The sequence below is a fragment of the Flavobacterium anseongense genome (assembly GCF_021608185.1).
GTDB lineage: Bacteria > Bacteroidota > Bacteroidia > Flavobacteriales > Flavobacteriaceae > Flavobacterium > Flavobacterium anseongense.
The window spans coordinates 48,266-72,915 of the sequence record NZ_JAKIHN010000005.1; the positions used below are offsets into that span (position 1 = coordinate 48,266).

The 24,650-nt window shown below is 35.6% G+C and carries 27 protein-coding genes; 21 read left to right on the forward strand and 6 right to left on the reverse strand.

Annotated features, from left to right (window positions below):
• Nucleotides 1-7 precede the first annotated feature (7 nt).
• Nucleotides 8-694 carry an HAD family hydrolase gene (locus tag L1S35_RS08295; RefSeq protein WP_236399208.1) on the forward strand — a complete coding sequence of 229 codons (687 nt, stop codon included), beginning with the start codon at nucleotides 8-10 and terminating at the stop codon, nucleotides 692-694.
• 4 nt (nucleotides 695-698) lie between these two features.
• On the opposite strand, the gene L1S35_RS08300 is transcribed toward L1S35_RS08295, so the two are convergent.
• The 3 genes from L1S35_RS08300 to L1S35_RS08310 form a co-directional block, all read right to left on the reverse strand.
• Nucleotides 699-1,172 (reverse strand): hypothetical protein, encoded by a 474-nt coding sequence (locus L1S35_RS08300; protein ID WP_236399211.1) that lies wholly within the window; start codon nucleotides 1,170-1,172, stop codon nucleotides 699-701.
• A 190-nt stretch (nucleotides 1,173-1,362) separates the two neighbouring features.
• Entirely contained in the window at nucleotides 1,363-1,803 is a 441-nt protein-coding gene (locus tag L1S35_RS08305; protein ID WP_236399215.1) for an HRDC domain-containing protein, read from the reverse strand.
• 71 nt (nucleotides 1,804-1,874) lie between these two features.
• Complete coding sequence (locus tag L1S35_RS08310; RefSeq protein WP_236399218.1) at nucleotides 1,875-2,207, reverse strand: single-stranded DNA-binding protein; 333 nt, start codon at nucleotides 2,205-2,207, stop codon at nucleotides 1,875-1,877.
• 413 nt (nucleotides 2,208-2,620) lie between these two features.
• On the opposite strand from L1S35_RS08310, the gene L1S35_RS08315 reads away from it, so the two are divergent.
• The 5 genes from L1S35_RS08315 to L1S35_RS08335 are packed head-to-tail and all read left to right on the forward strand — an operon-like array spanning nucleotide 2,621 to nucleotide 6,979.
• Nucleotides 2,621-2,971 carry a hypothetical protein gene (locus tag L1S35_RS08315; protein ID WP_236399221.1) on the forward strand — a complete coding sequence of 117 codons (351 nt, stop codon included), beginning with the start codon at nucleotides 2,621-2,623 and terminating at the stop codon, nucleotides 2,969-2,971.
• A 10-nt stretch (nucleotides 2,972-2,981) separates the two neighbouring features.
• The gene (locus L1S35_RS08320; protein ID WP_236399224.1) at nucleotides 2,982-5,366 is read left to right on the forward strand and encodes a M20/M25/M40 family metallo-hydrolase; all 2,385 of its coding nucleotides are present in this window, start codon (nucleotides 2,982-2,984) and stop codon (nucleotides 5,364-5,366) included.
• 59 nt (nucleotides 5,367-5,425) lie between these two features.
• Nucleotides 5,426-5,938, forward strand: coding sequence for an ORF6N domain-containing protein (locus tag L1S35_RS08325; protein ID WP_236399227.1), 513 nt, complete (start codon nucleotides 5,426-5,428; stop codon nucleotides 5,936-5,938).
• The gene (locus L1S35_RS08330) at nucleotides 5,919-6,737 is read left to right on the forward strand and encodes an SDR family oxidoreductase (RefSeq protein ID WP_236399230.1); all 819 of its coding nucleotides are present in this window, start codon (nucleotides 5,919-5,921) and stop codon (nucleotides 6,735-6,737) included. The genes L1S35_RS08325 and L1S35_RS08330 overlap by 20 nt, the downstream gene beginning before the upstream one ends.
• A complete protein-coding gene (locus L1S35_RS08335; protein WP_236399233.1) occupies nucleotides 6,734-6,979 on the forward strand; it encodes a CBU_0592 family membrane protein in 246 nt (81 codons plus the stop codon). The genes L1S35_RS08330 and L1S35_RS08335 overlap by 4 nt, the downstream gene beginning before the upstream one ends.
• 31 nt (nucleotides 6,980-7,010) lie before the next feature.
• On the opposite strand, the gene L1S35_RS08340 is transcribed toward L1S35_RS08335, so the two are convergent.
• On the reverse strand, nucleotides 7,011-9,035 hold the full coding sequence (locus tag L1S35_RS08340) for a M13 family metallopeptidase (protein ID WP_236399820.1): 2,025 nt from the start codon (nucleotides 9,033-9,035) through the stop codon (nucleotides 7,011-7,013).
• Between the two features lie 169 nt (nucleotides 9,036-9,204).
• Between L1S35_RS08340 and L1S35_RS08345 the strand changes: the two genes are divergently transcribed.
• From L1S35_RS08345 to L1S35_RS08360, 4 genes are all read left to right on the forward strand, one after another.
• Nucleotides 9,205-9,882, forward strand: coding sequence for an SCO family protein (locus L1S35_RS08345; protein ID WP_236399823.1), 678 nt, complete (start codon nucleotides 9,205-9,207; stop codon nucleotides 9,880-9,882).
• Between the two features lie 70 nt (nucleotides 9,883-9,952).
• Nucleotides 9,953-10,189: a FeoA family protein gene (locus tag L1S35_RS08350; RefSeq protein ID WP_236399236.1), complete on the forward strand. Its 237-nt coding sequence runs from the start codon at nucleotides 9,953-9,955 to the stop codon at nucleotides 10,187-10,189.
• Between the two features lie 6 nt (nucleotides 10,190-10,195).
• Nucleotides 10,196-12,301 (forward strand): ferrous iron transport protein B, encoded by a 2,106-nt coding sequence (gene feoB, locus L1S35_RS08355; RefSeq protein WP_236399239.1) that lies wholly within the window; start codon nucleotides 10,196-10,198, stop codon nucleotides 12,299-12,301.
• The gene (locus L1S35_RS08360) at nucleotides 12,301-12,426 is read left to right on the forward strand and encodes a FeoB-associated Cys-rich membrane protein (protein WP_236399242.1); all 126 of its coding nucleotides are present in this window, start codon (nucleotides 12,301-12,303) and stop codon (nucleotides 12,424-12,426) included. Before feoB ends, L1S35_RS08360 begins: the two co-directional genes overlap by 1 nt.
• On the opposite strand, the gene L1S35_RS08365 is transcribed toward L1S35_RS08360, so the two are convergent.
• Together L1S35_RS08365 and L1S35_RS08370 are read right to left on the reverse strand one after the other, a co-directional pair.
• Nucleotides 12,423-13,076: a metal-dependent transcriptional regulator gene (locus tag L1S35_RS08365; protein WP_236399245.1), complete on the reverse strand. Its 654-nt coding sequence runs from the start codon at nucleotides 13,074-13,076 to the stop codon at nucleotides 12,423-12,425. The two genes, L1S35_RS08360 and L1S35_RS08365, sit on opposite strands and share 4 nt — an antisense overlap.
• Before the next feature lie 75 nt (nucleotides 13,077-13,151).
• The gene (locus L1S35_RS08370; protein WP_236399248.1) at nucleotides 13,152-15,023 is read right to left on the reverse strand and encodes an Nramp family divalent metal transporter; all 1,872 of its coding nucleotides are present in this window, start codon (nucleotides 15,021-15,023) and stop codon (nucleotides 13,152-13,154) included.
• A gap of 76 nt (nucleotides 15,024-15,099) precedes the next feature.
• Between L1S35_RS08370 and L1S35_RS08375 the strand changes: the two genes are divergently transcribed.
• The 11 genes from L1S35_RS08375 (at nucleotide 15,100) to L1S35_RS08425 (ending at nucleotide 24,649) form a co-directional block, all read left to right on the forward strand.
• Nucleotides 15,100-15,840 carry a transporter gene (locus L1S35_RS08375; protein WP_236399251.1) on the forward strand — a complete coding sequence of 247 codons (741 nt, stop codon included), beginning with the start codon at nucleotides 15,100-15,102 and terminating at the stop codon, nucleotides 15,838-15,840.
• Nucleotides 15,841-16,977 carry a lycopene cyclase family protein gene (locus L1S35_RS08380; RefSeq protein WP_236399254.1) on the forward strand — a complete coding sequence of 379 codons (1,137 nt, stop codon included), beginning with the start codon at nucleotides 15,841-15,843 and terminating at the stop codon, nucleotides 16,975-16,977. It abuts the gene before it with no gap.
• 252 nt (nucleotides 16,978-17,229) lie between these two features.
• Complete coding sequence (hisG, locus tag L1S35_RS08385; protein ID WP_236399257.1) at nucleotides 17,230-18,087, forward strand: ATP phosphoribosyltransferase; 858 nt, start codon at nucleotides 17,230-17,232, stop codon at nucleotides 18,085-18,087.
• A gap of 14 nt (nucleotides 18,088-18,101) precedes the next feature.
• Nucleotides 18,102-19,391 carry a histidinol dehydrogenase gene (hisD, locus tag L1S35_RS08390; RefSeq protein ID WP_236399260.1) on the forward strand — a complete coding sequence of 430 codons (1,290 nt, stop codon included), beginning with the start codon at nucleotides 18,102-18,104 and terminating at the stop codon, nucleotides 19,389-19,391.
• The gene (gene hisC / locus L1S35_RS08395; RefSeq protein ID WP_236399264.1) at nucleotides 19,384-20,397 is read left to right on the forward strand and encodes a histidinol-phosphate transaminase; all 1,014 of its coding nucleotides are present in this window, start codon (nucleotides 19,384-19,386) and stop codon (nucleotides 20,395-20,397) included. The genes hisD and hisC overlap by 8 nt, the downstream gene beginning before the upstream one ends.
• Nucleotides 20,394-21,485, forward strand: coding sequence for a bifunctional histidinol-phosphatase/imidazoleglycerol-phosphate dehydratase HisB (gene hisB, locus L1S35_RS08400; protein ID WP_236399266.1), 1,092 nt, complete (start codon nucleotides 20,394-20,396; stop codon nucleotides 21,483-21,485). Before hisC ends, hisB begins: the two co-directional genes overlap by 4 nt.
• Nucleotides 21,482-22,060 carry an imidazole glycerol phosphate synthase subunit HisH gene (gene hisH, locus L1S35_RS08405; protein ID WP_236399269.1) on the forward strand — a complete coding sequence of 193 codons (579 nt, stop codon included), beginning with the start codon at nucleotides 21,482-21,484 and terminating at the stop codon, nucleotides 22,058-22,060. The genes hisB and hisH overlap by 4 nt, the downstream gene beginning before the upstream one ends.
• A complete protein-coding gene (gene hisA, locus L1S35_RS08410; RefSeq protein ID WP_236399272.1) occupies nucleotides 22,057-22,770 on the forward strand; it encodes a 1-(5-phosphoribosyl)-5-[(5-phosphoribosylamino)methylideneamino]imidazole-4-carboxamide isomerase in 714 nt (237 codons plus the stop codon). The genes hisH and hisA overlap by 4 nt, the downstream gene beginning before the upstream one ends.
• A complete protein-coding gene (gene hisF, locus L1S35_RS08415) occupies nucleotides 22,764-23,516 on the forward strand; it encodes an imidazole glycerol phosphate synthase subunit HisF (protein ID WP_236399275.1) in 753 nt (250 codons plus the stop codon). Before hisA ends, hisF begins: the two co-directional genes overlap by 7 nt.
• Nucleotides 23,513-24,106, forward strand: a complete 594-nt coding sequence (hisIE, locus tag L1S35_RS08420) for a bifunctional phosphoribosyl-AMP cyclohydrolase/phosphoribosyl-ATP diphosphatase HisIE (RefSeq protein ID WP_236399278.1) — start codon at nucleotides 23,513-23,515, stop codon at nucleotides 24,104-24,106. The genes hisF and hisIE overlap by 4 nt, the downstream gene beginning before the upstream one ends.
• A gap of 132 nt (nucleotides 24,107-24,238) precedes the next feature.
• Nucleotides 24,239-24,649: a BrxA/BrxB family bacilliredoxin gene (locus L1S35_RS08425; RefSeq protein ID WP_236399280.1), complete on the forward strand. Its 411-nt coding sequence runs from the start codon at nucleotides 24,239-24,241 to the stop codon at nucleotides 24,647-24,649.
• Nucleotide 24,650: the final 1 nt, after the last annotated feature.

Below are 24,650 nucleotides of genomic sequence, written 5' to 3' on the forward strand. Positions count from 1 at the left end.
TAGAATTATGAATCTAAAAGTTATTGCCTTCGATGCTGACGACACTTTGTTTGTCAATGAGCCTTATTTTCAGGAAACGGAGCAAAAATTCTGTGCTTTGATGAGCGATTATTTATCGCATCAAGGATTATCGCAACAATTATTTAAAACCGAAATCGACAATCTCGACTTGTATGGTTATGGCATTAAAGGCTATACATTATCAATGATTGAAGCGGCAATGAAAATCTCTGACAATACTTTGTCTGTAGAAGTTATTGGGGAAATTATTGAATTGGGGAAAGCATTATTACAAAGACCTATCGAACTTTTAGATGGCGTTGAAGAAACGCTAAAAGCACTTCAGGGAAAATACAAACTGATTGTGGCAACCAAAGGCGATTTAAAAGACCAACAAAGAAAGCTTCACGACTCCGGTCTTGGTCCTTATTTTCATCATATTGAAGTGATGTCTGACAAACAGGAATTGAATTATGAGAAACTTTTAAAGCGGTTGGAAATTGAGTCAAAAGAATTTTTTATGATTGGAAATTCATTGAAGTCGGACGTTTTACCTGTATTAAATATTGGTGGTTATGCTGTTCATATTCCGTTTCACACGACTTGGGAACATGAAAAAATTAGCCATAAAGTAAGTCATCCTAATTTTAGAACCTTGGAAAAGATATCGGATGTTTTGGAGATTTTGCTGTAAACCTTTAGAAAATATAAGTCCAATTTACACCATCACTTATGACTATTACCGTTTTTAGTGTACCATTTCCGGGCATGTTTAAAGGTGCTGCAGTAGCAGAATTGGAATCTTTCGCAAAAAACTGACCACCATAAGTATAAATTTGGGCTGTAATAGAATTAGAAATATTTCTCAAGATGTAGATTCTACCTGGGAAACTTGCTGCATTTGGCAAGATAAACTCCTGACTCCCGGATAACGGGGTTAACGAAATATAAACACCATCATTAATAGCTGTAGCACTACTCGGAGGTCCTCCATAAAAAGCAGCCGAACCAGCAACCAAAGCATTGGCAATCCCTATCTCCCTTACACTTAAATTACCATTAATATCCAATGTGCTTAAGGGTGCTGTTGTATTTATACCAACCTGTGCTCTACCATAATTTGAAGCCAAAAAGACCGCAATTAAAATTGGTGTTAATTTTAATTTTTCCATGGTTTGTTGAATTTGACAATTTAAATGTAACTAAATTGTTGAATAAATATTACTTAACTATTTTAAAATCGATAGCGAAAACGTTTGCGTGTTGACAACTTTGTGTTTTTTGCGTTAAAAGATTACGATTTTTGCAATAAAAAAACGGCTAAACTTTAATTTGCCGTTTTTAGTTAAAGATCATTTTGATTTATAAAGCGTTTAAAACCGACATTATATCATCGCCGTATTTCTCCGTTCTCTTCTTTCCGAAACCAGAAATATTTTCTAATTCAGATAGCGTTTGAGGGTTTGCTTTGACAACAGCAACTAAATGAGAATTATGGCAAATCCTGAAGGCCGACCAGTCTAACTTTTTTGCTAAATCGTTTCTCCAACTTTGTAGTGCTTTGAAAGTTTTGAGCTCAATCGGCGATAATTCTTCTTCTGAAAACTTACTTACTTGTTTTTCATTTTTGCTGATTTTTGGCTCGAAGAAAACCACCGCTGACCAATAATCTAAAGTTCCGGTTGTTACAAAATTCGTCGAGCTTAGCTTTACCTCAACCGCATCTAAAAACTCATTCATTCGGGTTTGGTCTTGTTGGCAATGCTCTTTGCTCAGTCTGATATTAAATACTTTGATATTCATGACCAGTTGATTTAAACCTCTCGACAATCCCGATTCTAACTAATCAAAACCGGGAATTCGAGTTGATGGTTTTATTTCCCTAATAAAAGAATATCATTAGCAACTACTTCCGTAACATATCTTTTGTTACCGTCTTTGTCGTCAAAACTTCTGTGTGTTAGTTTTCCTTCGATGGCAATTTCTTTGCCTTTGTCGACATACTTTTCGATGATTTCGGCTAATTTACCCCATGCAGACACACGATGCCATTCGGTTTGTTCTACTTTTTCACCTTTATCATTGGTGTAATTTTCATTAGTAGCAATAGTGATGTTGGCTACTTTTTTCCCTCCGTCGAAGTTTTTGATTTCAGGTTCTTGTCCTACGTGACCGATTAATTGTACTTTGTTTCTCATTGCATTCATGGCGTTTAAAATTTAAATGTTATTGTTATTTTTTACTTTTCGCTGTCGGTTGTGAGTTTTTGGTTTCTCATTTCCGACGTTGCAAAGTTGTGATGGTTGGTGAAATTTATTCGGTAGTTATACGTTTACTTTCGGTTGTAATTGTTTGTACCCGTTTGTAAACGGAAAATTTTTATTATATTTGATTGAGAAAAGGATGACAAATACATACGGGAAATGTCACATAATTTCCTTCAGCAGTAACTTTGCTCGTGTTATAGTAAGAGGAGGACTGTCAATGACTGTCAGGTATTTTATTCTTCTGAAAACCAATGAACGTGTATTTAGCCCCGATTGCAGCAACTACCGCGTAGTGCGGAAAGCGGGAGGGATTATCTTAAAAAAGCAACTGTTGTGCTACTAATATTAAAAAAATGAGTAAAGTCTGTTTAGAATGTGGTGAAAAAATTGTGGGTCGCGAGGACAAAAAGTTCTGCAGCGATGGTTGCCGCAATGCTTTTAACAACAAAATAAATAAAGACAGCACAAATTATATGCGTAACATCAATAACAAGTTACGCAAAAATTACCGAATTTTGTCAAACCTCAATACGGAAGGAAAATCGAAAACCACCAAAACCAAGCTGTTGAGTAAGGGTTTTGATTTTGATTTTTTTACCAACATACTAAATACTGGAACGGGCAACACATATTTTTTTGTGTATGACCAAGGTTATCGCTTGTTGGATAGCGATTTTTATATGTTAGTAAAAAGAGAACATTAATTTTATTTTAATGAGAAAAAACAATACTTCCATTTATTCCCTACTAGTTCTTGTAGCCCTGCTATTCGGTATTTTCTTTTTTATGATGCCACAAAGTTATGACCAAACTGAGGCACCGCTATCGGAGTTTTCTACCAAAAGAGCTTTGTCGATCGTAAAGGAAATTTCTAAAAAACCTCATTTTGTCGGTTCGAAAAACCACGAAGTTGTGGGCAATTATCTTCAAAAAGAACTACAGAATTTAGGTTTAGAAACCTCGGTTCAGGAAGGTTTCACCATGACCGAAAAAGGAACCTTGGTAAAATCGAAAAATATTATTGCAACAATAAAAGGTTCCAAAAATACCAAAGCTCTGTTGTTGCTTTCTCATTATGATTCGGCGCCGCATTCGTACTCGAAAGGTGCGAGCGATGATGCTTCGGGCATTGCTACAATTTTGGAAAGTATTCGTGCTTTTTTGCATAATAAAACTCCACATAAAAACGACATCATTATACTTTTTACCGATGCCGAAGAATTAGGTTTGAATGGCGCTGCGCTTTTTGTGACGCAACATAAACTGGCAAAAGAAGTCGGTTTGGTATTGAATTTTGAAGCGCGTGGAAGTTCGGGACCAAGTTATATGCTGATGGAAACCAATGACGGCAATGCCAAAATGGTTGATGCGTTCAAAGCAGGAAATGCGAGTTATCCTGTTTCGAATTCGTTGATGTACAGCATTTATAAGATGTTGCCGAATGATACTGATTTGACTGTTTTTAGAGAAGAAGGAAAAATTCAGGGTTTTAATTTTGCGTTTATCGATAGTCATTTTAACTATCATACGGCTCAGGATAAATACGATAATCTTGACCCGAAAACCTTGGCTCATCAGGGAAGTTACTTGTTTCCGTTGCTGAATCATTTTTCGAATGTTGATTTAACTGATTTTAATTCACCCGATAACAAAATATATTTCAACGTTCCGTTTAGTTTTATGAGTTATCCTTTTGGATGGATTTTCCCGATGTTGATTGTGGCTTTTGGCTTGTTTTTGTTGTTTGTTTTTGTTGGTTTAGGAAAACGCGCCATGCGTTTGGATGAAATTATTAAAGGGTTTTTACCATTGCTTGGTTCACTTACTGCGGCAGGTTTAGTGACTTATGTAGGTTGGAAATTACTGCTGAATTTTTATCCGCAATACAACGACATTCTTCAGGGATTTACTTATAACGGACACGATTACATCTATGCCTTTATCAGTTTTACCATAGCGATTTGCTTTTTGTTCTATCAAAATAACGGCAAACGAAATCCGGAAATGGGTCAAATGGTAGCGCCTTTATTTGTTTGGCTGCTTATCAATCTTGGTATTGCTTTGAAATTACAAGGTGCCGGATTTTTGATTATTCCGGTGATTGCGAGTTCATTGATGCTTGGGTTTTTTGTGCTTACGCAGAAGTCGAATTGGGTATTAAATTGTCTTTTAGCGATTCCAACACTAATCATTTTGGCACCATTTATTCAAATGTTTCCTATTGGTTTGGGATTGAAAATCCTGGTGGGAAGTTCGGTTTTAACTGTTTTGAGTTTTACGTTATTGTTACCGATTTTTGGGTCGTTTGTGAAAAAAGAAATTTGGGCAGTTATTTTTATTTTAATTTCGATTGGATTCTTTATCAAAGCGCATCAAGCTTCAGATTATACTAATGACAAAGCAAAACCAAACAGTTTGGTTTATGTTCTTAATGCTGACATCAACAAAGCTAATTGGGCAACTTATGACGCCAATCTTGACGAATGGACAAAAATCTATTTGGGCGAAAAACCAAAAGCAGCAACAGCTTTAAATTCAAACAAATTGTATAGCAAATATGGTTCACAATATACTTTTATGGCTGATGCACCGTTGAAGGATTTTGCCAAACCAACGATTGAATTTCTTCGCGATACAGTAAAAGGAAATCAGCATTTGTACCGAATAAAAATCACGCCGAATCGTGGCGTTAACCGTTATGATATTTTTGTGAATAACAATATTCAAATCAATAACCTGAAAGCGAATGGTGTTCAATCTATAGACTTTAAAAGCAATATTGCTTCGAAAACTTCGGGGAAATTGTTGACGTATTATGTTGTGGATAATCTCCCTTTGGTGTTAGAATTCTCCATTTCAGATTCACAAAAACTAGATTTAGATTTAGTGGAAAGCTCATTTGATTTACTGGCAAATCGTTTGCTGAAAATGAGTCAGAGAAAACCGGGAATGATTCCGACACCTTTTGTTTTGAACGATGCCGTGATTATCAAACAGAAGCTAAAACCATCTCCAAAAACAACGGGAGCAAAACCAGTTTTCAGAAAATATCAAACTCAAAGAGATAGTTTGACTGTTGCTGTTGACAGCTTGAGGTAAATTTTCAATTAATTATTTATAAATATATTCGTACATTAGCAACTAATAAAAGTTGGATAATGAAAGTTGCTACTTTACAATCTAAAATATACGAAATACGAAATCTAAAAGTAATGCTGGATTTTGACCTTGCAGCATTATATGAAATTCAGACTAAAGTTCTCAATCAAGCTGTTAAACGTAATTACAAAAGATTCCCTATAGATTTTATGTTTCAATTAAGTCATGACGAATGGACAACTATGCGGTCACAATTTGTGACCGCATCCCAAGGGAAAAGAAATATTAGAACTATTCCTTACGCCTTTACCGAGCAAGGTGTTGCTATGTTAAGCGGAATTTTAAATTCTGATGTTGCTATAAATGTAAACATTGCTATTATGCGAACGTTTGTAATAATAAGAAAACACGCAATTGAGCATAAAGATTTCAATGAAAAACTGAATGTTTTAGAAACCAAGTATGACAAAAAATTTGGCGATATTTACGAAGCATTAAATTATCTTCTTCAAAAAGAAGAGACAGGAAAGAATCAAAAAGAACGAAAACAAATTGGCTTCAAAAAACAATAATCAAATTTCTATTTTAGGCTGTGGCTGGTTGGGTTTGCCATTAGCAAAATCAGTACTTGAAAACGGATTTTCGGTAAATGGTTCAACAACTTCTACAGAGAAAATTTCTGTACTAGAACGTTATGGAATTCATCCTTTTCAAATTGAATTGTCAGAACATGAAATCAAAGGAGAAATCGATTCGTTTCTTGCGACTTCTGAAATTCTGATTATTGATATTCCACCTAAATTGCGAAGTGCTGGCAGCGAAAACTTTATCAAAAAAATTCAAAATCTGATTCCGTTTATCGAGAAATCGAAGATTGAAAAAGTTGTTTTTGTAAGCTCAACTTCGGTTTATGCCGAAGACAATTCTACTATTACAGAAACAACAAATCCAAATCCAGATACTGAAAGCGGGAAGCAATTACTGGAAGCAGAAAAACTGTTGCAAAGCAATGCAAATTTCAAAACAACGGTTGTTCGCTTTGGCGGATTGATTGGCGAAGACAGACATCCGATTCGCTTTTTATCTGGGCGGAAAAATCTCGAAAATCCCGAAGCACCAATTAATTTAATTCATCAAATTGATTGCATCAGAATTATTGAAAAAATAATCGAGCTGGATTCATGGAGTCAAACATTCAATGCAGTAACTCCATTTCATCCGACGAGAAGAGAATATTATACTCAAAAAGCTGTAGAATTAAATTTACCTTTACCTGAGTTTGACCAAACAAAAATCTCTATTGGGAAAACCATTTTGAGTGATAAATTGGAAAACACGTTAGAATATAAATTTCAAAATACAACCTTGTGAATACAAATAACATCATAGGAACAATTGGAGTTGGAATAATTCTCCTTGCCTATTTTTTGAATATCTTTTCCTGGATAAAAAAAGATGGTGTTTTGTTTTATACAATGAATATAGTTGGCGCAAGCATTGCCTGTTTCACTTCTTATTTAATCAATTATTTTCCGTTTGTAATTCTAGAAGGAACGTGGGCGATAGTCAGCGTAATTGGTCTGCTAAAAAGCATAAAAAAACCTCAAGCATAACTTGAGGTTTTTATTTATAATTTGAATTAGATTACCAAATTTTAACTCTTTTGTTTGGCTCAATATACATTCCGTCTCCCGGTTTGATATCAAACGCTTTGTAGAACGTATCCAAGTTTAACAACGGCACATAAGCTCTATACATTCCTGGTGAATGCGGATCAGTTTTTAGTTGATTTTTCAATGCTTCATCACGCATTTTGCTTCTCCAGATTGTCGCCCAGGAAATGAACAAACGTTGTTCTGGCGTGTATCCATCTATTAATCCCGGGTTTCCGTTTTCTTTTAAATACAACTGTAATCCATCATATGCTGCGTTAATTCCACCTAAATCTCCAATGTTTTCACCTAAAGTAAATTTTCCGTCAACATGAGATCCAGGCAATGGCTCTAAAGCTGAATATTGGTCTGCTAAAGCTCCGCCTAATGCTGTAAACTGGGTCAAATCTGCTTCTGTCCACCAATCTACAAGATTTCCTTCGGCATTGTATCTTGAACCTTCATCGTCAAAGCCATGTGAAATTTCGTGGCCAATAACGGCTCCGATTCCTCCATAATTTACAGCTTCGTCTGCCTGATAATTATAAAAAGGCGGTTGTAAAATCGCTGCCGGGAAAACAATCTCATTATACGACGGATTGTAATAGGCATTAACAGTTTGTGGTGACATTCCCCATTCGGTTTTATCAACCGGCTTACCTTGTTTTTCTAAATCTTTTTTCCATCTCCACTCTCCAAAACTTCTTAAGTTATCAAAATAACTTCCGCCTTCTTCCGGACTTTTAATCACTAAAGCTGAATAATCTTTCCATTGGTCAGGATATCCAATTTTAATGGTTAAGCTGTTTAATTTTTGAATTGCTTTGGTTTTGGTTTCGGCCGACATCCAGGTCAAATTGTTGATTCTGTTTTCGTAAGCACGCATAACATTTTTAATCATTCTGGCCGCTTTTCCTTTTGCTTCAGCCGGGAACTTTTGCTCAACATATAATTTTCCTAAAGCTTCTCCAACAGTTCCGTTAACTATTTGAAGTGCTTTTTCATGACGCGGTCTTTGTTTCAATGCACCGGTTAATGTTTTTCCGTAAAACTCCCAGTTTGCTGTTTCAATGTCAGTTGACAATGTCGACGCAGCACCTCTTAACAACATCCAACGCATGTATGCTTTCCAATCTTCAACTTTATTATCAGTAAAAATGGTTTGCAATGCAGCCATATAACGAGGCTGACTTACGATAATGGTGTCTAATTTTTTGAATCCAACTTCGGTTAAATACGTATTCCAATCAATTGCCGGAACCATTTTTTGTAAATCAGTAATTGCTGTTGGATTGTATTGCTTTCTGGCATCTCTTCTTTCAACTCTGTCTAATCTTGGACTAGACATTGCTGTTTCCAAAGCTAATATTTTAGCTGCATTTACTTTCGCTTGCTCTGGTTTTTCACCTAAAAACTGCAACATTCTGGCTACGTGAAGCACATATTTTTCTCTTTTTTCTTTAGAATCTTTATCATCAGCAACATAATAATCTCTATCAGGCAAACCTAATCCGCCAACGCCAAGACTCACTACATTACGGTTACTGTTTTTGTCATCTGCTCCAATTCCAACGCCAAAGAATCCAACGCCTCCACCTTTAGATTCTTCATACATCATCAGTTTTTGCAAATCGACCATGTTTTTAACCGCATCGATTCTTGCTAAATACGGTAGTATTGGGTCAATTCCGTGTTTGCTTCTTGCCACAGTATCCATGGCAGTTTTATACATATTTATGGCTTTCCCTTGATCGGTATTTGAACCATACTTTGGATTTTTAGCCGCTTCTTTTAAGATAGCCAATGCATCTTTATCGGTGTTTTGACGCAATTCATCAAAGCTTCCCCAACGTGTTTTATCTGCAGGAATTTCGGTGTTTTTTAACCATGTTCCGTTAACGAATTTAAAAAAGTCGTTTTTCGGGCTTACCGTTTTGTCCATCAAAGACAAATTAATTCCTGGTGTTTTTTGCTGTGCATTAACTTGAAAAGCACTTGTAAACACAATTGCTGTCATTAATGTTTTTGTAGTAGTAGTAAACTTCATAAATAGTTGATTTATTTTTTGTTGGTACAAATTTATTCTTTCTGGCGAAAGAAAATTTTTTTTAACAGATTTATATGTATCAATTGTTTTTGAAATGTTACAAATAACACCTTGCTTTTGTACTTTTGCAAAAAAAAGAATGCTCGAAACCATAAAGAAATATAGGATTTTCATCGGAACTTTTTTGGTCTTTTCTATAATAACCATATCCTTGTTTTACAATGTTTTGAAATCAGGCAAAAAGTTACCAATTTATAATCCCGCTGATGTTAATCCGGAATTAGTAGATTCGACTGTGCAGTATATTGCCCGTGAACACAAAATTGCCGACTTTTCTTTTATCAATCAAAACGGAAAAACAATTACCCAAAAAGACTACGAAGGCAAAATTTATGTGGCTGATTTTTTCTTCACGTCCTGTCAATCTATTTGTCCAATTATGACTACTAATATGATTGATGTTCAAAAAGCAATTTTAAATAATCCGAAAGTGATGTTGCTTTCGCACACGGTAACTCCGGATATTGACAGTGTTCCTATTCTGAAAAAATATGCGCTCGAAAAAGGGGTTGTTGACAGCAAATGGAACTTGGTTACCGGTGACAAAAAGGACATTTACAGCATGGCTAGGAAATCCTATTTAGCTGTAAAATTGGGCAAACCAAACGAATTGTATGATATGGTTCATACCGAAAATTTTGTTTTGGTCGATGCACAAAAAAGAGTTCGCGGCTTTTATGACGGAACCAAAAAAGAAGAAATCAATCGCCTGATTGACGACATCAATTGGCTTTGCGAAAATGATAAAAAGCAGTAAACTGACATTTATCATTTAATATTCTCAATTTATGCTTACTTTTGTAATCTTAATTCAATCTAAATAAGCATTGAAAACCACCGTTGATTTATTACAAATTGGAGACATTGCCACAATCACGAATGTTGATTTGGACAAAATCCCGCTAAAGCTTTTGGAAATGGGTTGCTTCCCAAACAACACTTTGGAAATCATCCAAATTGCTCCGCTTGGTGATCCGATTTATCTGAATGTAAACAATGGTTCTCATTTGGCTATCAGAAAGGAAACCGCTCGTGAAATTGAAGTTGAAATACAGCAGAAATAAGTAAACATGAGCATCCAAAACATCAATGTTGCCTTAATTGGAAATCCAAATACCGGAAAAACTTCGGTGTTTAACCAATTGACCGGATTGAAGCAACAGGTTGGAAATTATCCCGGAATTACCGTTGAAAAAAAATTAGGTTTTTGCAAATTAACCAATACAATCAAAGCCAATATTCTAGATTTACCGGGAACTTATAGTCTGAACGCAAGTTCGATTGATGAAAATGTAGTTATCGAATTATTGCTCAATAAAAACGACAAACTCTTTCCTGATGTTGCGGTTGTCATTACTGATGTTGAAAATTTAAAGCGAAACCTTTTACTTTTTACCCAAATAAAAGATTTAGAAATTCCGACTATTCTGGTCATTAATATGGCAGACAGAATGAAACCAAAGGGAATTTCACTCGATATCCCTCATCTTGAAGAACAATTAAAAACCAAAGTTGTTTTGGTGAGTACACGAAAAGGATTTGGAATTGATGACTTGAAAAATCAAATCATAGATTACAAATCATTGTCAACCGAACCTTGCATGAATGCTTCGAGTATTGATGAAGAGTATTTCGATAAACTCCGAAAAGCTTTCCCGAATCAATTGTTATACAAACTTTGGTTGGTGATTACACAGGATGTGAATTTTTTGAATTTGGAACGAAATGAAATCCGAAATACTTTCACAAAATCGCATTCCGATTTAAAGCGTTTGCAGCAAAAAGAAACTATTAAACGTTACCAATTTATCAACGACACTTTGAAAATTGGACAAACTATTGATAAAACAAACGCCACCGATTTACGTTCCAAATTAGACAAAGTACTGACGCATAAAATATTTGGTTACGCTATTTTCTTTGGAATTTTATTGCTGATCTTTCAATCGATATTTGATTGGTCGAGTTATCCTATGGATTTTATTGATGCCACTTTTGCCGATTTGGCAAATTATACAAAAAACTATCTTCCTACAGGAGAATTTACTAATTTAATAAGCGAAGGAATCATTCCGGGAATTGGCGGTATCGTGATTTTTATTCCTCAAATTGCGTTTCTTTTTCTCTTTATTTCGGTGCTCGAAGAAAGTGGTTATATGAGTCGCGTTGTCTTTTTGATGGATAAAATTATGCGCCGTTACGGACTTTCGGGCAAAAGTGTTGTACCTTTAATTTCCGGAACAGCCTGTGCAATTCCGGCGATTATGAGTGCTAGGAATATTGAAAACTGGAAGGAACGATTAATCACAATTTTAGTTACACCTTTTATAACCTGTTCGGCACGTTTACCGGTTTATGCCATTTTAATTGCACTGATAATTCCGAATAATCGTTTGTTTGGACTCTTTAGTCTGCAAGGTGCAACTTTGATGATACTGTATCTTTTGGGTTTTGGAATGGCGATTTTTTCGGCCTATATTTTAAATAAAGTTTTGAAAGTTAAAACCAAATCCTATTTCGTTGTTGAAATGCCTAATTACAAATTACCACTTTTTAAAAATGTGGCGATTAATGTAATCGAAAAAACAAAATCCTTTGTTTTTGGTGCAGGGAAAATCATTTTGGCAATCTCAATAATCTTATGGTTTTTGGGTTCACATGGTCCGGGAAAAGATTTTAAAAATGCGCAGCAAATAGTCGAAAAAGAAGTTTATACTTCTCCGCTCAAAATAAATCCATCCGTGATTCCGGATAGAGTTTCTGAGTATAAATTAGAACATTCTTATATTGGAATCATCGGAAAATCTATAGAACCGGTAATTCGACCTTTGGGTTATGACTGGAAAATTGGTATTGCTGTGGTTACCTCTTTTGCGGCAAGGGAAGTCTTTGTTGGAACACTGGCGACAATTTACAGCGTTGGAAGTAAAAGTGATGATGACTTAACCATCAAAAACCGTATGGAATCTGAAGTTCATGATGACGGAACCAAAGTATTCAACTTTGCTACTGGCGTTTCCTTGCTGTTATTTTACGCGTTTGCGATGCAGTGCGCCAGTACACTTGCGATAACCAAGAAGGAAACCAATTCCTGGAAATGGCCGATGGTTCAGTTAATTTTTATGAGCGGATTTGCCTATATCGCCGCATTGATTGCCTATCAAATCTTAAAATAATGAACACACAGGAAATCTTAGTTTATCTAACGGTTGCAGTAGCTTTGGTTTTTATAATCCGAAAGTTCTTTTGGAAGAAAAAAGCAAAAAAAAACTGTGGTGATGATGATTGTGGTTGTCACTAAATAATTTTTACGTAAAGATTATTAGCGATTATATTGGAAACCGTAACGGCATTTTCTTCGACTTTTATCCGCAACGACAAATCAAATTCTTCTTTGGCTATAACGACAATTTTAGATCCTAATGTAATTTGATTTTTATCCAGATATTTCAAAAATTGCGCTGACGAATCTTTGACACCTATACAAATTCCGGTTTGGTTTTCTTTGAGTTCGGCCAATACTAATTTCTCTACTTTATTGATTTTTCCGTTCGCATCGGGAATTGGATCACCATGTGGATCTTCGGTTGGATTGCCTAAAAAGTTATCCAGTTTATTAATTAGTTTTTCCGATTTTATGTGTTCCAATTGTTCGGCAATATCGTGAACTTCATCCCAGGAGAATTGCAATTTATCTACTAAAAAAACTTCCCATAAACGATGCTTTCTGACAATCATTTTTGCCAAATGGCTTCCTTTTTCGGTCAATAAAACACCTTGGTATTTTTTGTAAACGATTAATTCTTTTTCAGCCAATTTCTTTAGCATATCTGTTACTGAAGACGCTTTGGTTTCCATTTTTTCGGCTATGGCATTGGTGCTTACTTCGACACCGGAAGCGGCAGTAATATGGTAAATGGTTTTTAGATAATTCTCTTCTGAAAAAGTCATAGTGCTTGATAATCTGATTTAGCCCCGAAAGCAGTGGAAATAGCTCCTGAAATAAATTCAGGATAAATTCTAAAATTAATTTTTAACAATAAACAAAGGTATGTTTATTTTATGACGAACGTTGTCAACCGTGGTTCCGAATATCAAGTCTTTGAAACCGGTGTGCCCATGTGTTCCCATAATTAGCAAATCGTAATTGCCTTCGTTAATAATTTTCGGGATGACTTTTCCAGGCTTCCCAAATCCTAATTTGACTTCTATTTGAAATCCTTTTTCTTCTAATAATCTTTTATAATCCATTAATAATTTTTCATCTATCGTTGTCTCGAGGTCACTAGTCTTGCTGCCGTAAATCATGGCTCCTACAGTTTCAACCACATGTATCAATGTATATTTTGTTTCTTTACTTCCTATGTCGAACGCATGGTTTAGCGCTTTTTCATCGGCATCTGAAAAATCTACCGAAATAGCTATGCTTTTCTTGTCATAATTCCGTTCCGGACTAAGCTTTACAATCATGTTGTGAGGCGAATGATTTGAGATTACGCCTTTTGCCTCGGTGACAAATGGTTTGAATATGATATATAAAAGCAAAAGCAAAAACCCAAACGCTAACGGAACAACTGTGAGCCACAAAACAATCGGATTTTCTGAAGTTTGGAGCCAGCCTTGAATTTCGTTAAAAACCAATTTGGCATTCAATGAAACAATAATTACGGCAATAATCCATGAGGCAATTTGTGTAGCTGTACTGATTTGAAATCCTTTCATTTTATTCTTATCGCTCACAAAATGTATCAATGGAATGATAGCAAAACCCAATTGTAAACTCAAAATCACCTGACTCAAAATCAGCATTTTTCCAGTTACGCTTTCGCCAAAAATTGAAATAACAATTACAGCCGGAACAATCGCAATTAATCTGGTAATGATGCGTCGGACCCAAGGTTGAATTCGTAAATTTAAATAACCTTCCATGATAATTTGACCCGCCAATGTTCCTGTAATTGTTGAACTTTGCCCAGCTGCAATCAGAGCAACTGCAAATAAAATTGGTGCCCATTGTGTTCCCAACATAGGTTCTAAGAGTCGATGTGCATCCTGAATCTCGGCAACTTCAAATAATCCGTTATTGTAAAAAGTAGCCGCAGCTAAAATTAAAATGGCTGCATTTACAAAAAATGCCAAGTTCAGGGCAATTGTCGAATCTATAAAATTATACTTCAACGCTTGCTTTATTCCGGTTTTGCTTCGGTCGAATTTTCGAGTTTGAACTAAGGACGAATGCAGGTATAAATTGTGTGGCATTACAGTAGCACCAATGATTCCAATAGCAATATAAAGAGCTTCTTTGCTTGGCATACTCGGAATTAATCCTTTAAGAACGCTTCCTACTTCGGGCTGAGCAAAAATCATTTCAAAAACAAATGAAAATCCAATGATAGCTACCAATGCGATGATAAAAGCTTCCATTTTTCTAATGCCTTTATTAATTAGAAACAGCAATAAAAAAGTGTCTAAAACAGTAATGAGTACACCTTCGAGCAGCGGAATTCCGAATAATAAATTCAGTCCAATTGCCATTCCGAGGACTTCGGCCAAATCACAGGCTGCGATGGCAATTTCGGCAAGAAAATATAAAATATAGTTTATGAATTTTGAATACGTTTCTCGTGATGCCTGTGCCAAATCGCGCTGTGTAACTATTCCTAATCGTGCGCTCAAACTTTGTAAAAGCAACGCCATAATGTTGCTCATCAATAAAACCCAAAGCAAAGCATAGCCAAATTGGCTTCCGCCGGCAATATCAGTTGCCCAGTTTCCGGGATCCATATAACCAACACTTATTAAGTAGGCCGGACCAAGAAATGCCAATATTTTTCTAAAACCAGTTTTTTTGTTTTCGGTGGCAACCGACTGATTTACTTCTTCTAATGACTTTCCCATTTTAAAAATATTTTCACAAATATAAAAATAATTTGATTAGAGTAAATATTTTTTTAGTTTTGTCTAAAAATAATTTATGAAAAATAAACTGCTGTTGCTTTGTGTATTTGGATTCACAACAATTCAGGCGCAAACCGAACCAATTCAGGCTGACCGACCTGACCAAACCGAAACTCCTGCGATTGTTCCGAGAGGAATGTTTCAAGTAGAAACGGGATTTACATTTCAAAAAAATGATGAAAGCAGCAATTCGAATAGTTTACCAACCGTATTATGGAAATATGGTGTGAACGAAAATTTTGAATTGCGTTTGATTACCGAATTTGTTTCTGAAAAAAATTTTGATGAAAAAACAAACGGTTTTACTCCAGTTCTGATTGGTTTTAAAGTTAAACTTTGTGAGGAAAAAGGAATCGTTCCGAAAACATCTTTTATTGGTCATCTTGGCTTGCCAAATGTGGCTTCGTCAAAATACAAAAACGATTTTGTCGCTCCTGAATTTAGGTTTACGATGCAGCATACGCTTTCCGAAAAGTTTTCTTTAAGCTATAACTTAGGCTGTGAATGGGATGGAATGACGCCCGAAACAACTTTCATTTATACACTGACAACAGGATATTCTATAAATAAAAAACTCGGTTTTTATGCCGAATTGTTCGGCTTTGCACCCGAAAAAAATAAAGCAGACCACAGTTTTGATGGCGGATTTACCTATTTGATAAACAACAATTTTATGGTAGATTTGTCTTCAGGAGTTGGTATCACCGAGAATGCGCCCGACTATTATTTGGCGCTCGGTTGTTCGTTCCGGATATAAATGAAACACTACCATTACATTTTCACTGGTTCGGGTTTATCGGCTTTGGTGACCGTTTATGAAATGGCGCTTTCCGGAAAATTTCAGGATAAATCGATTTTGCTGATTGATGAAGATTCTAAAAAAACCAATGACAGAACCTGGTGTTTTTGGGATGAAAACAACTTGTTTGAAAAAATCGTTTCAAAAAAATGGAACTCAGCACTTTTTGCTGATAAAAAATTCAAAAGAGAATTGAATCTGGATCCATATCAATACAAAATGGTCAAAGGTTTGGATTTTTATAATTTGGTTTTCGATACAATTTCCAAACAAAATAACATACATTTTGTCAATCAAAAAGTAATCGATTTTCAGGAATTAGGAAATCATTGTGTGGTAAAAACTGATGTGGAAAGTTATACCTGCAATAAAATTTTCAATTCTATTTTCAATCCTGAAATTGTAAAAAATCAAACCAAATATCCTTTTCTGCACCAACACTTTATTGGTTGGTTTATCAAAAGTAATGAAGCTGTTTTCAATCCGGATTGTGCCACTTTCATGGATTTTTCTGTTGAACAAAAAGGCAACACTCGGTTTATGTATGTTTTACCAACTTCTGAAACCGAAGCTTTGATTGAATATACTTTATTCTCCAAAGATTTATTGCCGAAAACAGAATACGAAAACGAAATCAAAAACTACATTAATCAATTAGGAATTACGAATTACGAATTACGTGAAAAAGAACTTGGAAATATTCCGATGACTTCCTATAAATTTTGGAACCACAATTCGAAAAACATCATCAATATTGGCTCTTCCGGTGGTTGGACAAAAGCAAGTACAGGTTATACTTTTAAAAGCACCACTAAGAAATCTAAAGAGTTAGTACGATTTCTACAAACAAAAAATGACTTTAGAAAATTTCATAAAAAAGATAAATTCTGGTTTTATGATTTATTGTTTTTGGATGTTTTGAATCGAAGAAACGACAAAGGTTCCGAAGTTTTTTCAGCACTTTTCAAAAAAGGAAATCCATCTTTAATCTTAAAATTCCTCGATGAAGAAACCACGTTTTGGGAAGATTTACAAGTAATTTGGAAATGCCCAAAAGGGCTTTTTATTAAAGCCTTATTCAGTAGAATTACCTAATAATTGCACAAAAAATAAATAATTTTTACAAAAACAACGCTGATTTAAAAAGTTTTACATAGATTTGTCTCAGTTACCATTAGAAAATGAAAAACTTAATTTCACAAATCCATCATCATCATTCTTGCAGCCAGGCGAGTTAATGATGTATTGAATATATCCCTAAATAAAAACCCGTCTGAGTGTACTTAGACGGGTTTTTTGTTTTTCATTCCATCACAGTACATTCAGATTTTTATACCAATTAAAAAAATGAGTACTTTAAAAATTGCGATTCAAAAAAGCGGTCGCCTTAGTGAAAAATCACTTCAATTATTAGAATCGTGTGGCATTCAAATCTCTAACGGAGAGCGAAAACTAAAAGCCGTTGCCAATAATTTCCCTATCGAAATTTTGTATTTGCGCGACGACGATATCCCGCAATATGTCGAACAAGGTGTTGCCGATATTGGCATTCTGGGAGAAAATGAAGTTTGGGAAAAAGACAAAAATGTCACTATAATTTCTCAACTCGGATTTGCTTCCTGCAAACTATCATTGGCCATTCCAAAAGATGAAGTTTATACAGATTTGAATTATTTCAAAAACAAAAAAATTGCAACAAGTTATCCCAAAATTTTATCCGATTTTTTTAACACTAAAAACATCCCTGTAATCATTGAAGAAATAAGTGGAAGTGTTGAAATCGCAACCGGAATTGGTCTTGCTGATGCAATTTTCGATATAGTAAGTTCAGGAAGCACCCTAATTATGAACGGATTAAAAGAAGTTGAAGTAATCTCTAAAAGCCAGGCCGTTCTGATTTCTAACACTGATTTATCTAAAGAAAAGCAACAAATTTTGAGTACATTATTATTCAGAATAGAATCGTATCGCAACGGAAAAGAAAACAAATACATTCTTCTCAACGCTCCGAATACAGCTATAAAACCCATTTGTGAAATCTTGCCCGGAATGAAATCGCCAACCATTTTGCCTTTGGTTGAAGAAGGCTGGAGCAGTCTGCACTCGGTGGTGAAAGAAAATGACTATTGGGATGTAGTTGAACAACTGAAATCACTTGGCGCTGAAGGCATTCTTATCATTCCGATAGAAAAAATGATTCGATAATTTAAATAGAAACCATGAAAACATACATAAATCCAAACCCTGAACAATGGCCTGAACTGGCTAAACGCAATACTGTCGCTACAGCCGATTTGAACGAAGCCGTAAAAACCATTTTTAATGATATTCGGAAAAACGGAAGTAAAGCCGTAAAAAAATATACCGGTTTTTTTGATGGTGTGTCGATAGAAAATGTTGTCGTAACGACTTCTGATATTGAGAAAGCAGTTGCGACAATTCCGTCTGATTTAAAAAATGCCATTCAAATAGCAGCCGATAATATCAAAACTTTTCACTTATCCCAAAAGGAAATTCCAACTAAAATCGAAACGACAACTGGTGTGTTTTGCTGGAGAGAAAGCCGTGCTATTGATACCATCGGGATTTATATTCCGGGTGGAACAGCACCGCTTTTTTCAACGGTTTTAATGTTGGCTATTCCGGCTAAAATAGCAGGTTGCCAAAATATCATTTTATGTTCGCCACCAGATAAAAATGGCAACATCAATCCTGCCATTCTATATGCTGCACAATTGACGGGCGTAACTCAAATTTATAAAGTAGGCGGTATTCAAGCTGTTGCTGCAATGACTTTTGGAACGGATGAAATCCCGAAAGTGTCCAAGCTATTTGGTCCCGGAAATCAATATGTAACCGCAGCCAAACAATATGCGCAGCAATTAGGTTTGGCAATCGATTTGCCTGCCGGACCAAGTGAATTATTGGTGATTGCGGATGCGACTTGCGACCCAGAATTTGTTGCTTCCGATTTACTTTCACAAGCAGAACACGGTGGCGATAGTCAGGTAATCTTGGTGGCTACTTCAAAAGCAATTGTCACCAAAGTTGGTTTGGCTATCGAAAATCTAAAAGCTCTTTTACCAAGACAAAATGTAGTTGAAGAGGCTTTGAAAAACAGTCGCGCTTTGGTTTTTGAAAGTATTCAAACTGCCATTGAATTCAGTAATTTTTATGCTCCGGAACATTTGATTTTAGCCACAAAAGATGCTGAAAATAAAATCGATTTAATAGAAAATGCCGGGTCGGTTTTTATTGGTAATTACAGTTGCGAAAGCGCCGGTGATTACGCTAGCGGAACAAATCACACCTTGCCAACAAACGGTTATGCCAAGAATTACAGTGGCGTTTCGTTAGACAGTTTTGTAAAGAAAATTACATTTCAAAAACTGACTTCACAAGGCATTCAAAACCTTGGACCAACAATAGAATTAATGGCAGCTGCCGAACAATTAGAGGCGCACAAAAACGCAGTTTCCATCCGATTAAAAAAATTGCAAAATGGATAATATCAATAATTTAATTAGAAAAAACATTCGTTCGCTTACGCCCTATTCAAGTGCACGTGACGAGTATAAAAGCAATCAGGGTATCTTTCTGGATGCTAATGAAAATCCGTTTGGGAGTTTAAACCGTTATCCCGATCCGTATCAATGGCGATTGAAAAAAATCTTAAGCATTCAAAATAATGTGGAAATTAAAAACATCTTAATCGGAAACGGAAGCGATGAAATTATCGACTTGGTGCAACGTGTTTTTTGTGAACCGAAGGAAGACAAAATCATCATTTGTCCCCCGACATACGGCATGTATGAAGTTTATGCCAACATCAATAATCTAGAAGTAATTTCGGTTCCCTTAACCAAAAATTTTCAGTTGAATGCAAATGAAATTTTAAAACAAAATGCCAAAATTTTATACTTGTGTTCTCCAAATAATCCGACAGGAAATTCATTAGAAAATCTAGAATATATTATAGAAAACTTCAGTGGAATTGTCTTTTTGGATGAAGCCTATATCGATTTTAGTGATACGCCTTCTTTGGTTTCTAAAATCAAAGAATATCCCAACTTAATTGTTTCGCAAACCTTTAGTAAAGCACGTGGTTTGGCAGCAGTTCGAATTGGAATTGCCTATGCCAATGAAAACATTATTTCGGTTATGAATAAAGTAAAACCACCGTATAATGTGAGCGAATTAAATCAACAAGCGGCAATGCAATCACTTGCTGATGAAAATAATTTCAAATCCAACATTCAATTGATAAAATCAGAACGTGAATTGCTAAAAAAATCACTTTTAACATTAGATTTTGTCAAGAAAATTTATCCATCAGATGCCAATTTTTTGCTAGTCAAAATGGAAAATGCAATCGCCATTTACAACCGTTTAATTGAACAACAAATCATCACCAGAAACCGAAGTTCAGTGGTTGAAAATACCATTCGAATTACCATTGGAACACCACAGGAAAACCAACAATTAATTAATGCACTTCAATTAGTCATGTCATGAAAAAAGTATTATTTATAGATAGAGATGGCACTTTAATCATCGAGCCTCCTATCGATTTTCAAGTCGATAGTTTAGAAAAACTGGAGTTTTATCCACAGGTTTTTCAATATTTATCAAGCATCGCCAAAGAATTGGATTACGAGTTAGTCATGGTGACCAATCAAGACGGAATGGGAACGGATTCCTTTCCCGAAGATACATTTTGGCCTGCTCAAAACAAAATGATAAAAGCTTTCGAAAACGAAGGAATTCAGTTTTCAGATGTGATTATTGATGTGTCTTTTCCGGAGCAAAATCTGCCTACCAGAAAACCGGGGACAGCGTTACTGCAACAGTATTTAAAAGGGAATTATGATTTGAAAAACTCCTTCGTCATTGGAGACAGAATAACCGATATTCAATTGGCCGAAAATTTAGGAAGTCAAGCCATCTTTATTTCGGCTGTAGCCGATGAGCGAGCGGTTTTATCATCAACTTCTTGGGAAACCATTTACCAATTTTTAAAGGAACAACCTCGAGTTGGTCAACTTATTAGAGCCACAAAAGAAACTGAAATTTTCGTTGAAATTAATTTGGATGGAAACGGCAAAAGTAACATCAACACCGGCTTAGGCTTTTTTGACCACATGCTCGACCAAATTGCCAAACACGGAAACATCGATTTAAACGTCAATGTCAATGGCGATTTATATGTCGATGAACACCACACAATAGAAGATGTTGGTATTGCTTTGGGAGAAGTTTTTTCGCAGGCATTAGGTTCTAAAAAAGGAATTAATCGTTATGGTTTTTTATTGCCAATGGATGATTGTTTATCACAAGTGGCCTTAGATTTTGGAGGTCGTTCCTGGTTAGTTTGGGAAGCTAAATTTAGCAGAGAAAAAATTGGTGAAATGCCAACTGAAATGTTCTCTCACTTTTTTAAATCCTTTTGTGATGGTGCCAAATGCAATTTGAACATCAAAGCGGAAGGCGAAAACGAACACCACAAAATAGAATCAATTTTCAAAGCCTTTGCCAAAGCTATAAAAATGGCAGTTCAAAAAGACGGAACTAACGGCATCCCAAGCACTAAAGGAATCTTATGATAGCGATTGTAAAATATAACGCAGGCAACATCACTTCGGTTAAAAATGCGGTTGAACGATTGGGTTATTCATGCGTAGTAACCGATGACGAAACCCTTTTAAAACAAGCCGATAAAGTTATTTTTCCCGGTGTTGGTGAGGCGAGTACGGCCATGAATTATTTAAAAGAAAAAGGATTGGACGAGGTAATCAAAAATCTGACACAGCCTGTTTTAGGCATTTGTCTCGGACAACAATTATTGTGTCAATTTTCGGAAGAAGGAAACACTGAATGTTTAGGGATTTTCGATGCAACAGTAAAAAGATTTGAACCAAAATTGAAAGTCCCGCATATGGGTTGGAACAACATTTCAGATTTAAATTCAGTATTATATAATGGCATTTCAGACCAAGATGATTTCTATTTTGTGCACAGTTATTATGCCGAAATAGGTAAAGAAACGACAGCCATTTGTAACTATATAGTTCCGTTTAGCGCATCGATGGAAAAGGATAATTTTTTCGCAACTCAATTTCACCCCGAAAAATCATCGAGTTTAGGGGAACAACTATTACTTAACTTTTTGAAATTATGAGAATCATTCCAGCCATAGACCTCATCAACGGAAAATGTGTCCGATTGACCAAAGGCGATTATGCTACACAAAAAATTTACAATGAAAACCCATTGGAAATAGCTAAATATTTTGAAGACAATGGCATACAATATTTACATTTAGTGGATTTGGATGGCGCAAAATCAAACCAGATTGTTAATCACAAAGTCTTGTATCAAATTGCATCAAAAACCAATTTGAAAATAGATTTTGGTGGTGGATTAAAACAACGTAAAGACTTGGAAATTGCCTTTGAAAACGGCGCCAATCAAGTTACCGGCGGAAGTATAGCAGCAAAAAATCCAATTGAATTTTTAGCATGGTTAAACGAATTCGGAAACGACAAAATCATTTTAGGTGCTGATTGTCTGAATCGAAAAATTGCCACTCATGGTTGGTTAGAAACGTCAGGACTTGATGTGATTGATTACATCTCTGACTATGTTTCCAAAGGAATTTCGACCGTAATCTGTACAGATATTTCAAAAGACGGAATGCTGCAGGGAACTTCCAACGAATTGTATATTGATATTTTAACAAAGACAAAAGTGAATCTAATTGCGAGTGGCGGAGTAACGACTTTATCCGATTTAGAATTGCTGAAAAACATTGGTTGTGAAGGTGCCATCATTGGAAAAGCTTTGTATGAAGGTACAATCAAAATCGAAAATCTACGTGAATTATGTTAAAGAAAAGAATCATTCCGTGTTTGGATATTAAAGATGGTCGCGTCGTAAAAGGAGTTCAGTTTTTGGAACTCAAAGACGCCGGAAATCCTGTTGAATTGGCCTCGTTTTATTCAAAAAACGGCGCTGATGAATTGGTATTCTTAGACATCAGCGCAACCTTAGAAAAACGGAAAACCTTAGCCGAAATGGTAACGCAATTATCCAAAGAAATCAACATTCCGTTTACTGTTGGCGGCGGCATTCAATCCGTTGAAGACGCAAAATTATTGTTGCAATCTGGCGCGGATAAAGTGAGTATTAATTCGGCTGCTGTTTTGAATCCAAATTTGATTGCCCAAATATCTGACGCTTTCGGAAGTCAAAGTTTGGTAGTTGCCATCGACATCAAAAAAACAGGCAACGATTGGTATGTTTTTATCAAAGGCGGAAGCGAATCCACCGGAATTTTAGCGATTGATTGGGCCAAAAAAGCAGAAGCATTAGGCGCCGGAGAATTATTAGTCACTTCTATGAATAACGATGGTTCGAAAAACGGATTTGCTTTAGAAATTACAAATGCTATAAGTCAAGCGGTCTGCATTCCTGTAATTGCTTCCGGCGGTGCAGGAACTGCAGATCATTTTACAGAATTATTCCAAAAAACAGAAATCAGCGCCGGATTAGCTGCCAGTATTTTTCATTTTAATGAAGTGCCGATTTCTACTTTAAAAAACGTTTTAAAAACACAAAAAATTCCCATCAGATGACTTTAGATTTTTCAAAAAATAACGGATTAATTCCAGTAGTTATTCAAAACAACGAGACGCAACAAGTGTTGATGTTGGGTTATATGAACCAAGAAGCGCTACAAAAAACAGAAGAAGAAAATGTAGTAACTTTTTTCAGCCGAAGCAAAAACAGGTTATGGACCAAAGGCGAAACTTCGGGTAATTTTCTAAAAGTAGTTTCTATAAAAGAAGATTGCGACAATGATTCTTTACTCATTCAAGTCATTCCAAATGGACCAACTTGCCATAATGGAACTACTTCTTGCTTTGCGAATAAACCTCAAATCTCTTTCCTTAATGAATTGGAAAATGTAATTGAAGAAAGAATTTCAAACCCAAGTTCAGAGTCGTATGTAACTTCACTTTACCAGAAAGGAATAAATAAAATAGCTCAAAAAGTAGGCGAAGAAGCGGTAGAACTAGTCATTGAAGCCAAAGACAACAATACCGATTTGTTTTTAGGAGAAGCCGCCGATTTGCTGTTTCATTATTTAGTTTTGCTAAAAGCAAAAGGTTTTGGATTGGAAAATGTAGAAGCCATTCTAAAAGACAGAACGAAAAATAGATAAGATTAGCTTTAAGGCTATTTAAGAATAACAAATCTTTATGATTTCTTTAAAAATTAAAAATAGAATTCTCATTATCTTTGTAATGGATTTTTATATCCTAATTAGCAATTCATAATTCATAAATAAAAAAATATGTATCCAGAAGAAATGGTATTACCAATGAAAGCCGAGCTTTCACAAGCTGGTTTTCAAGAATTACATACTGCTCATGATGTAGAAAATGCAATAAAAGCAGAAGGCACAACACTAGTAGTTGTAAATTCAGTTTGCGGTTGTGCTGCAAGAAACGCTCGCCCTGGAGCAAAAATGAGTTTAGATGGCGCTAAAAAACCAGACCATTTGGTAACGGTTTTTGCCGGTGTTGACAAAGAAGCTGTTGATGCAGCGCGTCAGCACATGTTTCCTTTCCCACCATCATCGCCAAGTATGGCTTTGTTCAAAAACGGCGAATTGGTGCACATGTTAGAACGTCACCACATAGAAGGTCGTCCTGCAGAAATGATTGCCGAAAACTTAAGAGACGCTTACGCGGAATTCTGTTAAT

What these genes read in the sequence shown, in the direction of transcription:
- L1S35_RS08305 (WP_236399215.1), bottom strand. Translation starts at nt 1,803, where the DNA reads ATGAATATCAAAGTATTTAATATCAGACTGAGCAAAGAGCATTGCCAA.
- L1S35_RS08345 (WP_236399823.1), top strand. Translation starts at nt 9,205, where the DNA reads ATGCTCGAAACCATAAAGAAATATAGGATTTTCATCGGAACTTTTTTG.
- hisH (WP_236399269.1), top strand. Translation starts at nt 21,482, where the DNA reads ATGATAGCGATTGTAAAATATAACGCAGGCAACATCACTTCGGTTAAA.
- L1S35_RS08360 (WP_236399242.1), top strand. Translation starts at nt 12,301, where the DNA reads ATGAACACACAGGAAATCTTAGTTTATCTAACGGTTGCAGTAGCTTTG.
- L1S35_RS08380 (WP_236399254.1), top strand. Translation starts at nt 15,841, where the DNA reads ATGAAACACTACCATTACATTTTCACTGGTTCGGGTTTATCGGCTTTG.
- L1S35_RS08325 (WP_236399227.1), top strand. Translation starts at nt 5,426, where the DNA reads ATGAAAGTTGCTACTTTACAATCTAAAATATACGAAATACGAAATCTA.
- L1S35_RS08320 (WP_236399224.1), top strand. Translation starts at nt 2,982, where the DNA reads ATGAGAAAAAACAATACTTCCATTTATTCCCTACTAGTTCTTGTAGCC.
- L1S35_RS08310 (WP_236399218.1), bottom strand. Translation starts at nt 2,207, where the DNA reads ATGAATGCAATGAGAAACAAAGTACAATTAATCGGTCACGTAGGACAA.
- L1S35_RS08425 (WP_236399280.1), top strand. Translation starts at nt 24,239, where the DNA reads ATGTATCCAGAAGAAATGGTATTACCAATGAAAGCCGAGCTTTCACAA.
- L1S35_RS08370 (WP_236399248.1), bottom strand. Translation starts at nt 15,023, where the DNA reads ATGGGAAAGTCATTAGAAGAAGTAAATCAGTCGGTTGCCACCGAAAAC.
- hisD (WP_236399260.1), top strand. Translation starts at nt 18,102, where the DNA reads ATGAAAACATACATAAATCCAAACCCTGAACAATGGCCTGAACTGGCT.
- feoB (WP_236399239.1), top strand. Translation starts at nt 10,196, where the DNA reads ATGAGCATCCAAAACATCAATGTTGCCTTAATTGGAAATCCAAATACC.
- L1S35_RS08315 (WP_236399221.1), top strand. Translation starts at nt 2,621, where the DNA reads ATGAGTAAAGTCTGTTTAGAATGTGGTGAAAAAATTGTGGGTCGCGAG.
- hisB (WP_236399266.1), top strand. Translation starts at nt 20,394, where the DNA reads ATGAAAAAAGTATTATTTATAGATAGAGATGGCACTTTAATCATCGAG.
- hisF (WP_236399275.1), top strand. Translation starts at nt 22,764, where the DNA reads ATGTTAAAGAAAAGAATCATTCCGTGTTTGGATATTAAAGATGGTCGC.
- L1S35_RS08375 (WP_236399251.1), top strand. Translation starts at nt 15,100, where the DNA reads ATGAAAAATAAACTGCTGTTGCTTTGTGTATTTGGATTCACAACAATT.
- hisG (WP_236399257.1), top strand. Translation starts at nt 17,230, where the DNA reads ATGAGTACTTTAAAAATTGCGATTCAAAAAAGCGGTCGCCTTAGTGAA.
- L1S35_RS08365 (WP_236399245.1), bottom strand. Translation starts at nt 13,076, where the DNA reads ATGACTTTTTCAGAAGAGAATTATCTAAAAACCATTTACCATATTACT.
- hisA (WP_236399272.1), top strand. Translation starts at nt 22,057, where the DNA reads ATGAGAATCATTCCAGCCATAGACCTCATCAACGGAAAATGTGTCCGA.
- hisIE (WP_236399278.1), top strand. Translation starts at nt 23,513, where the DNA reads ATGACTTTAGATTTTTCAAAAAATAACGGATTAATTCCAGTAGTTATT.
- L1S35_RS08300 (WP_236399211.1), bottom strand. Translation starts at nt 1,172, where the DNA reads ATGGAAAAATTAAAATTAACACCAATTTTAATTGCGGTCTTTTTGGCT.
- hisC (WP_236399264.1), top strand. Translation starts at nt 19,384, where the DNA reads ATGGATAATATCAATAATTTAATTAGAAAAAACATTCGTTCGCTTACG.
- L1S35_RS08340 (WP_236399820.1), bottom strand. Translation starts at nt 9,035, where the DNA reads ATGACAGCAATTGTGTTTACAAGTGCTTTTCAAGTTAATGCACAGCAA.
- L1S35_RS08295 (WP_236399208.1), top strand. Translation starts at nt 8, where the DNA reads ATGAATCTAAAAGTTATTGCCTTCGATGCTGACGACACTTTGTTTGTC.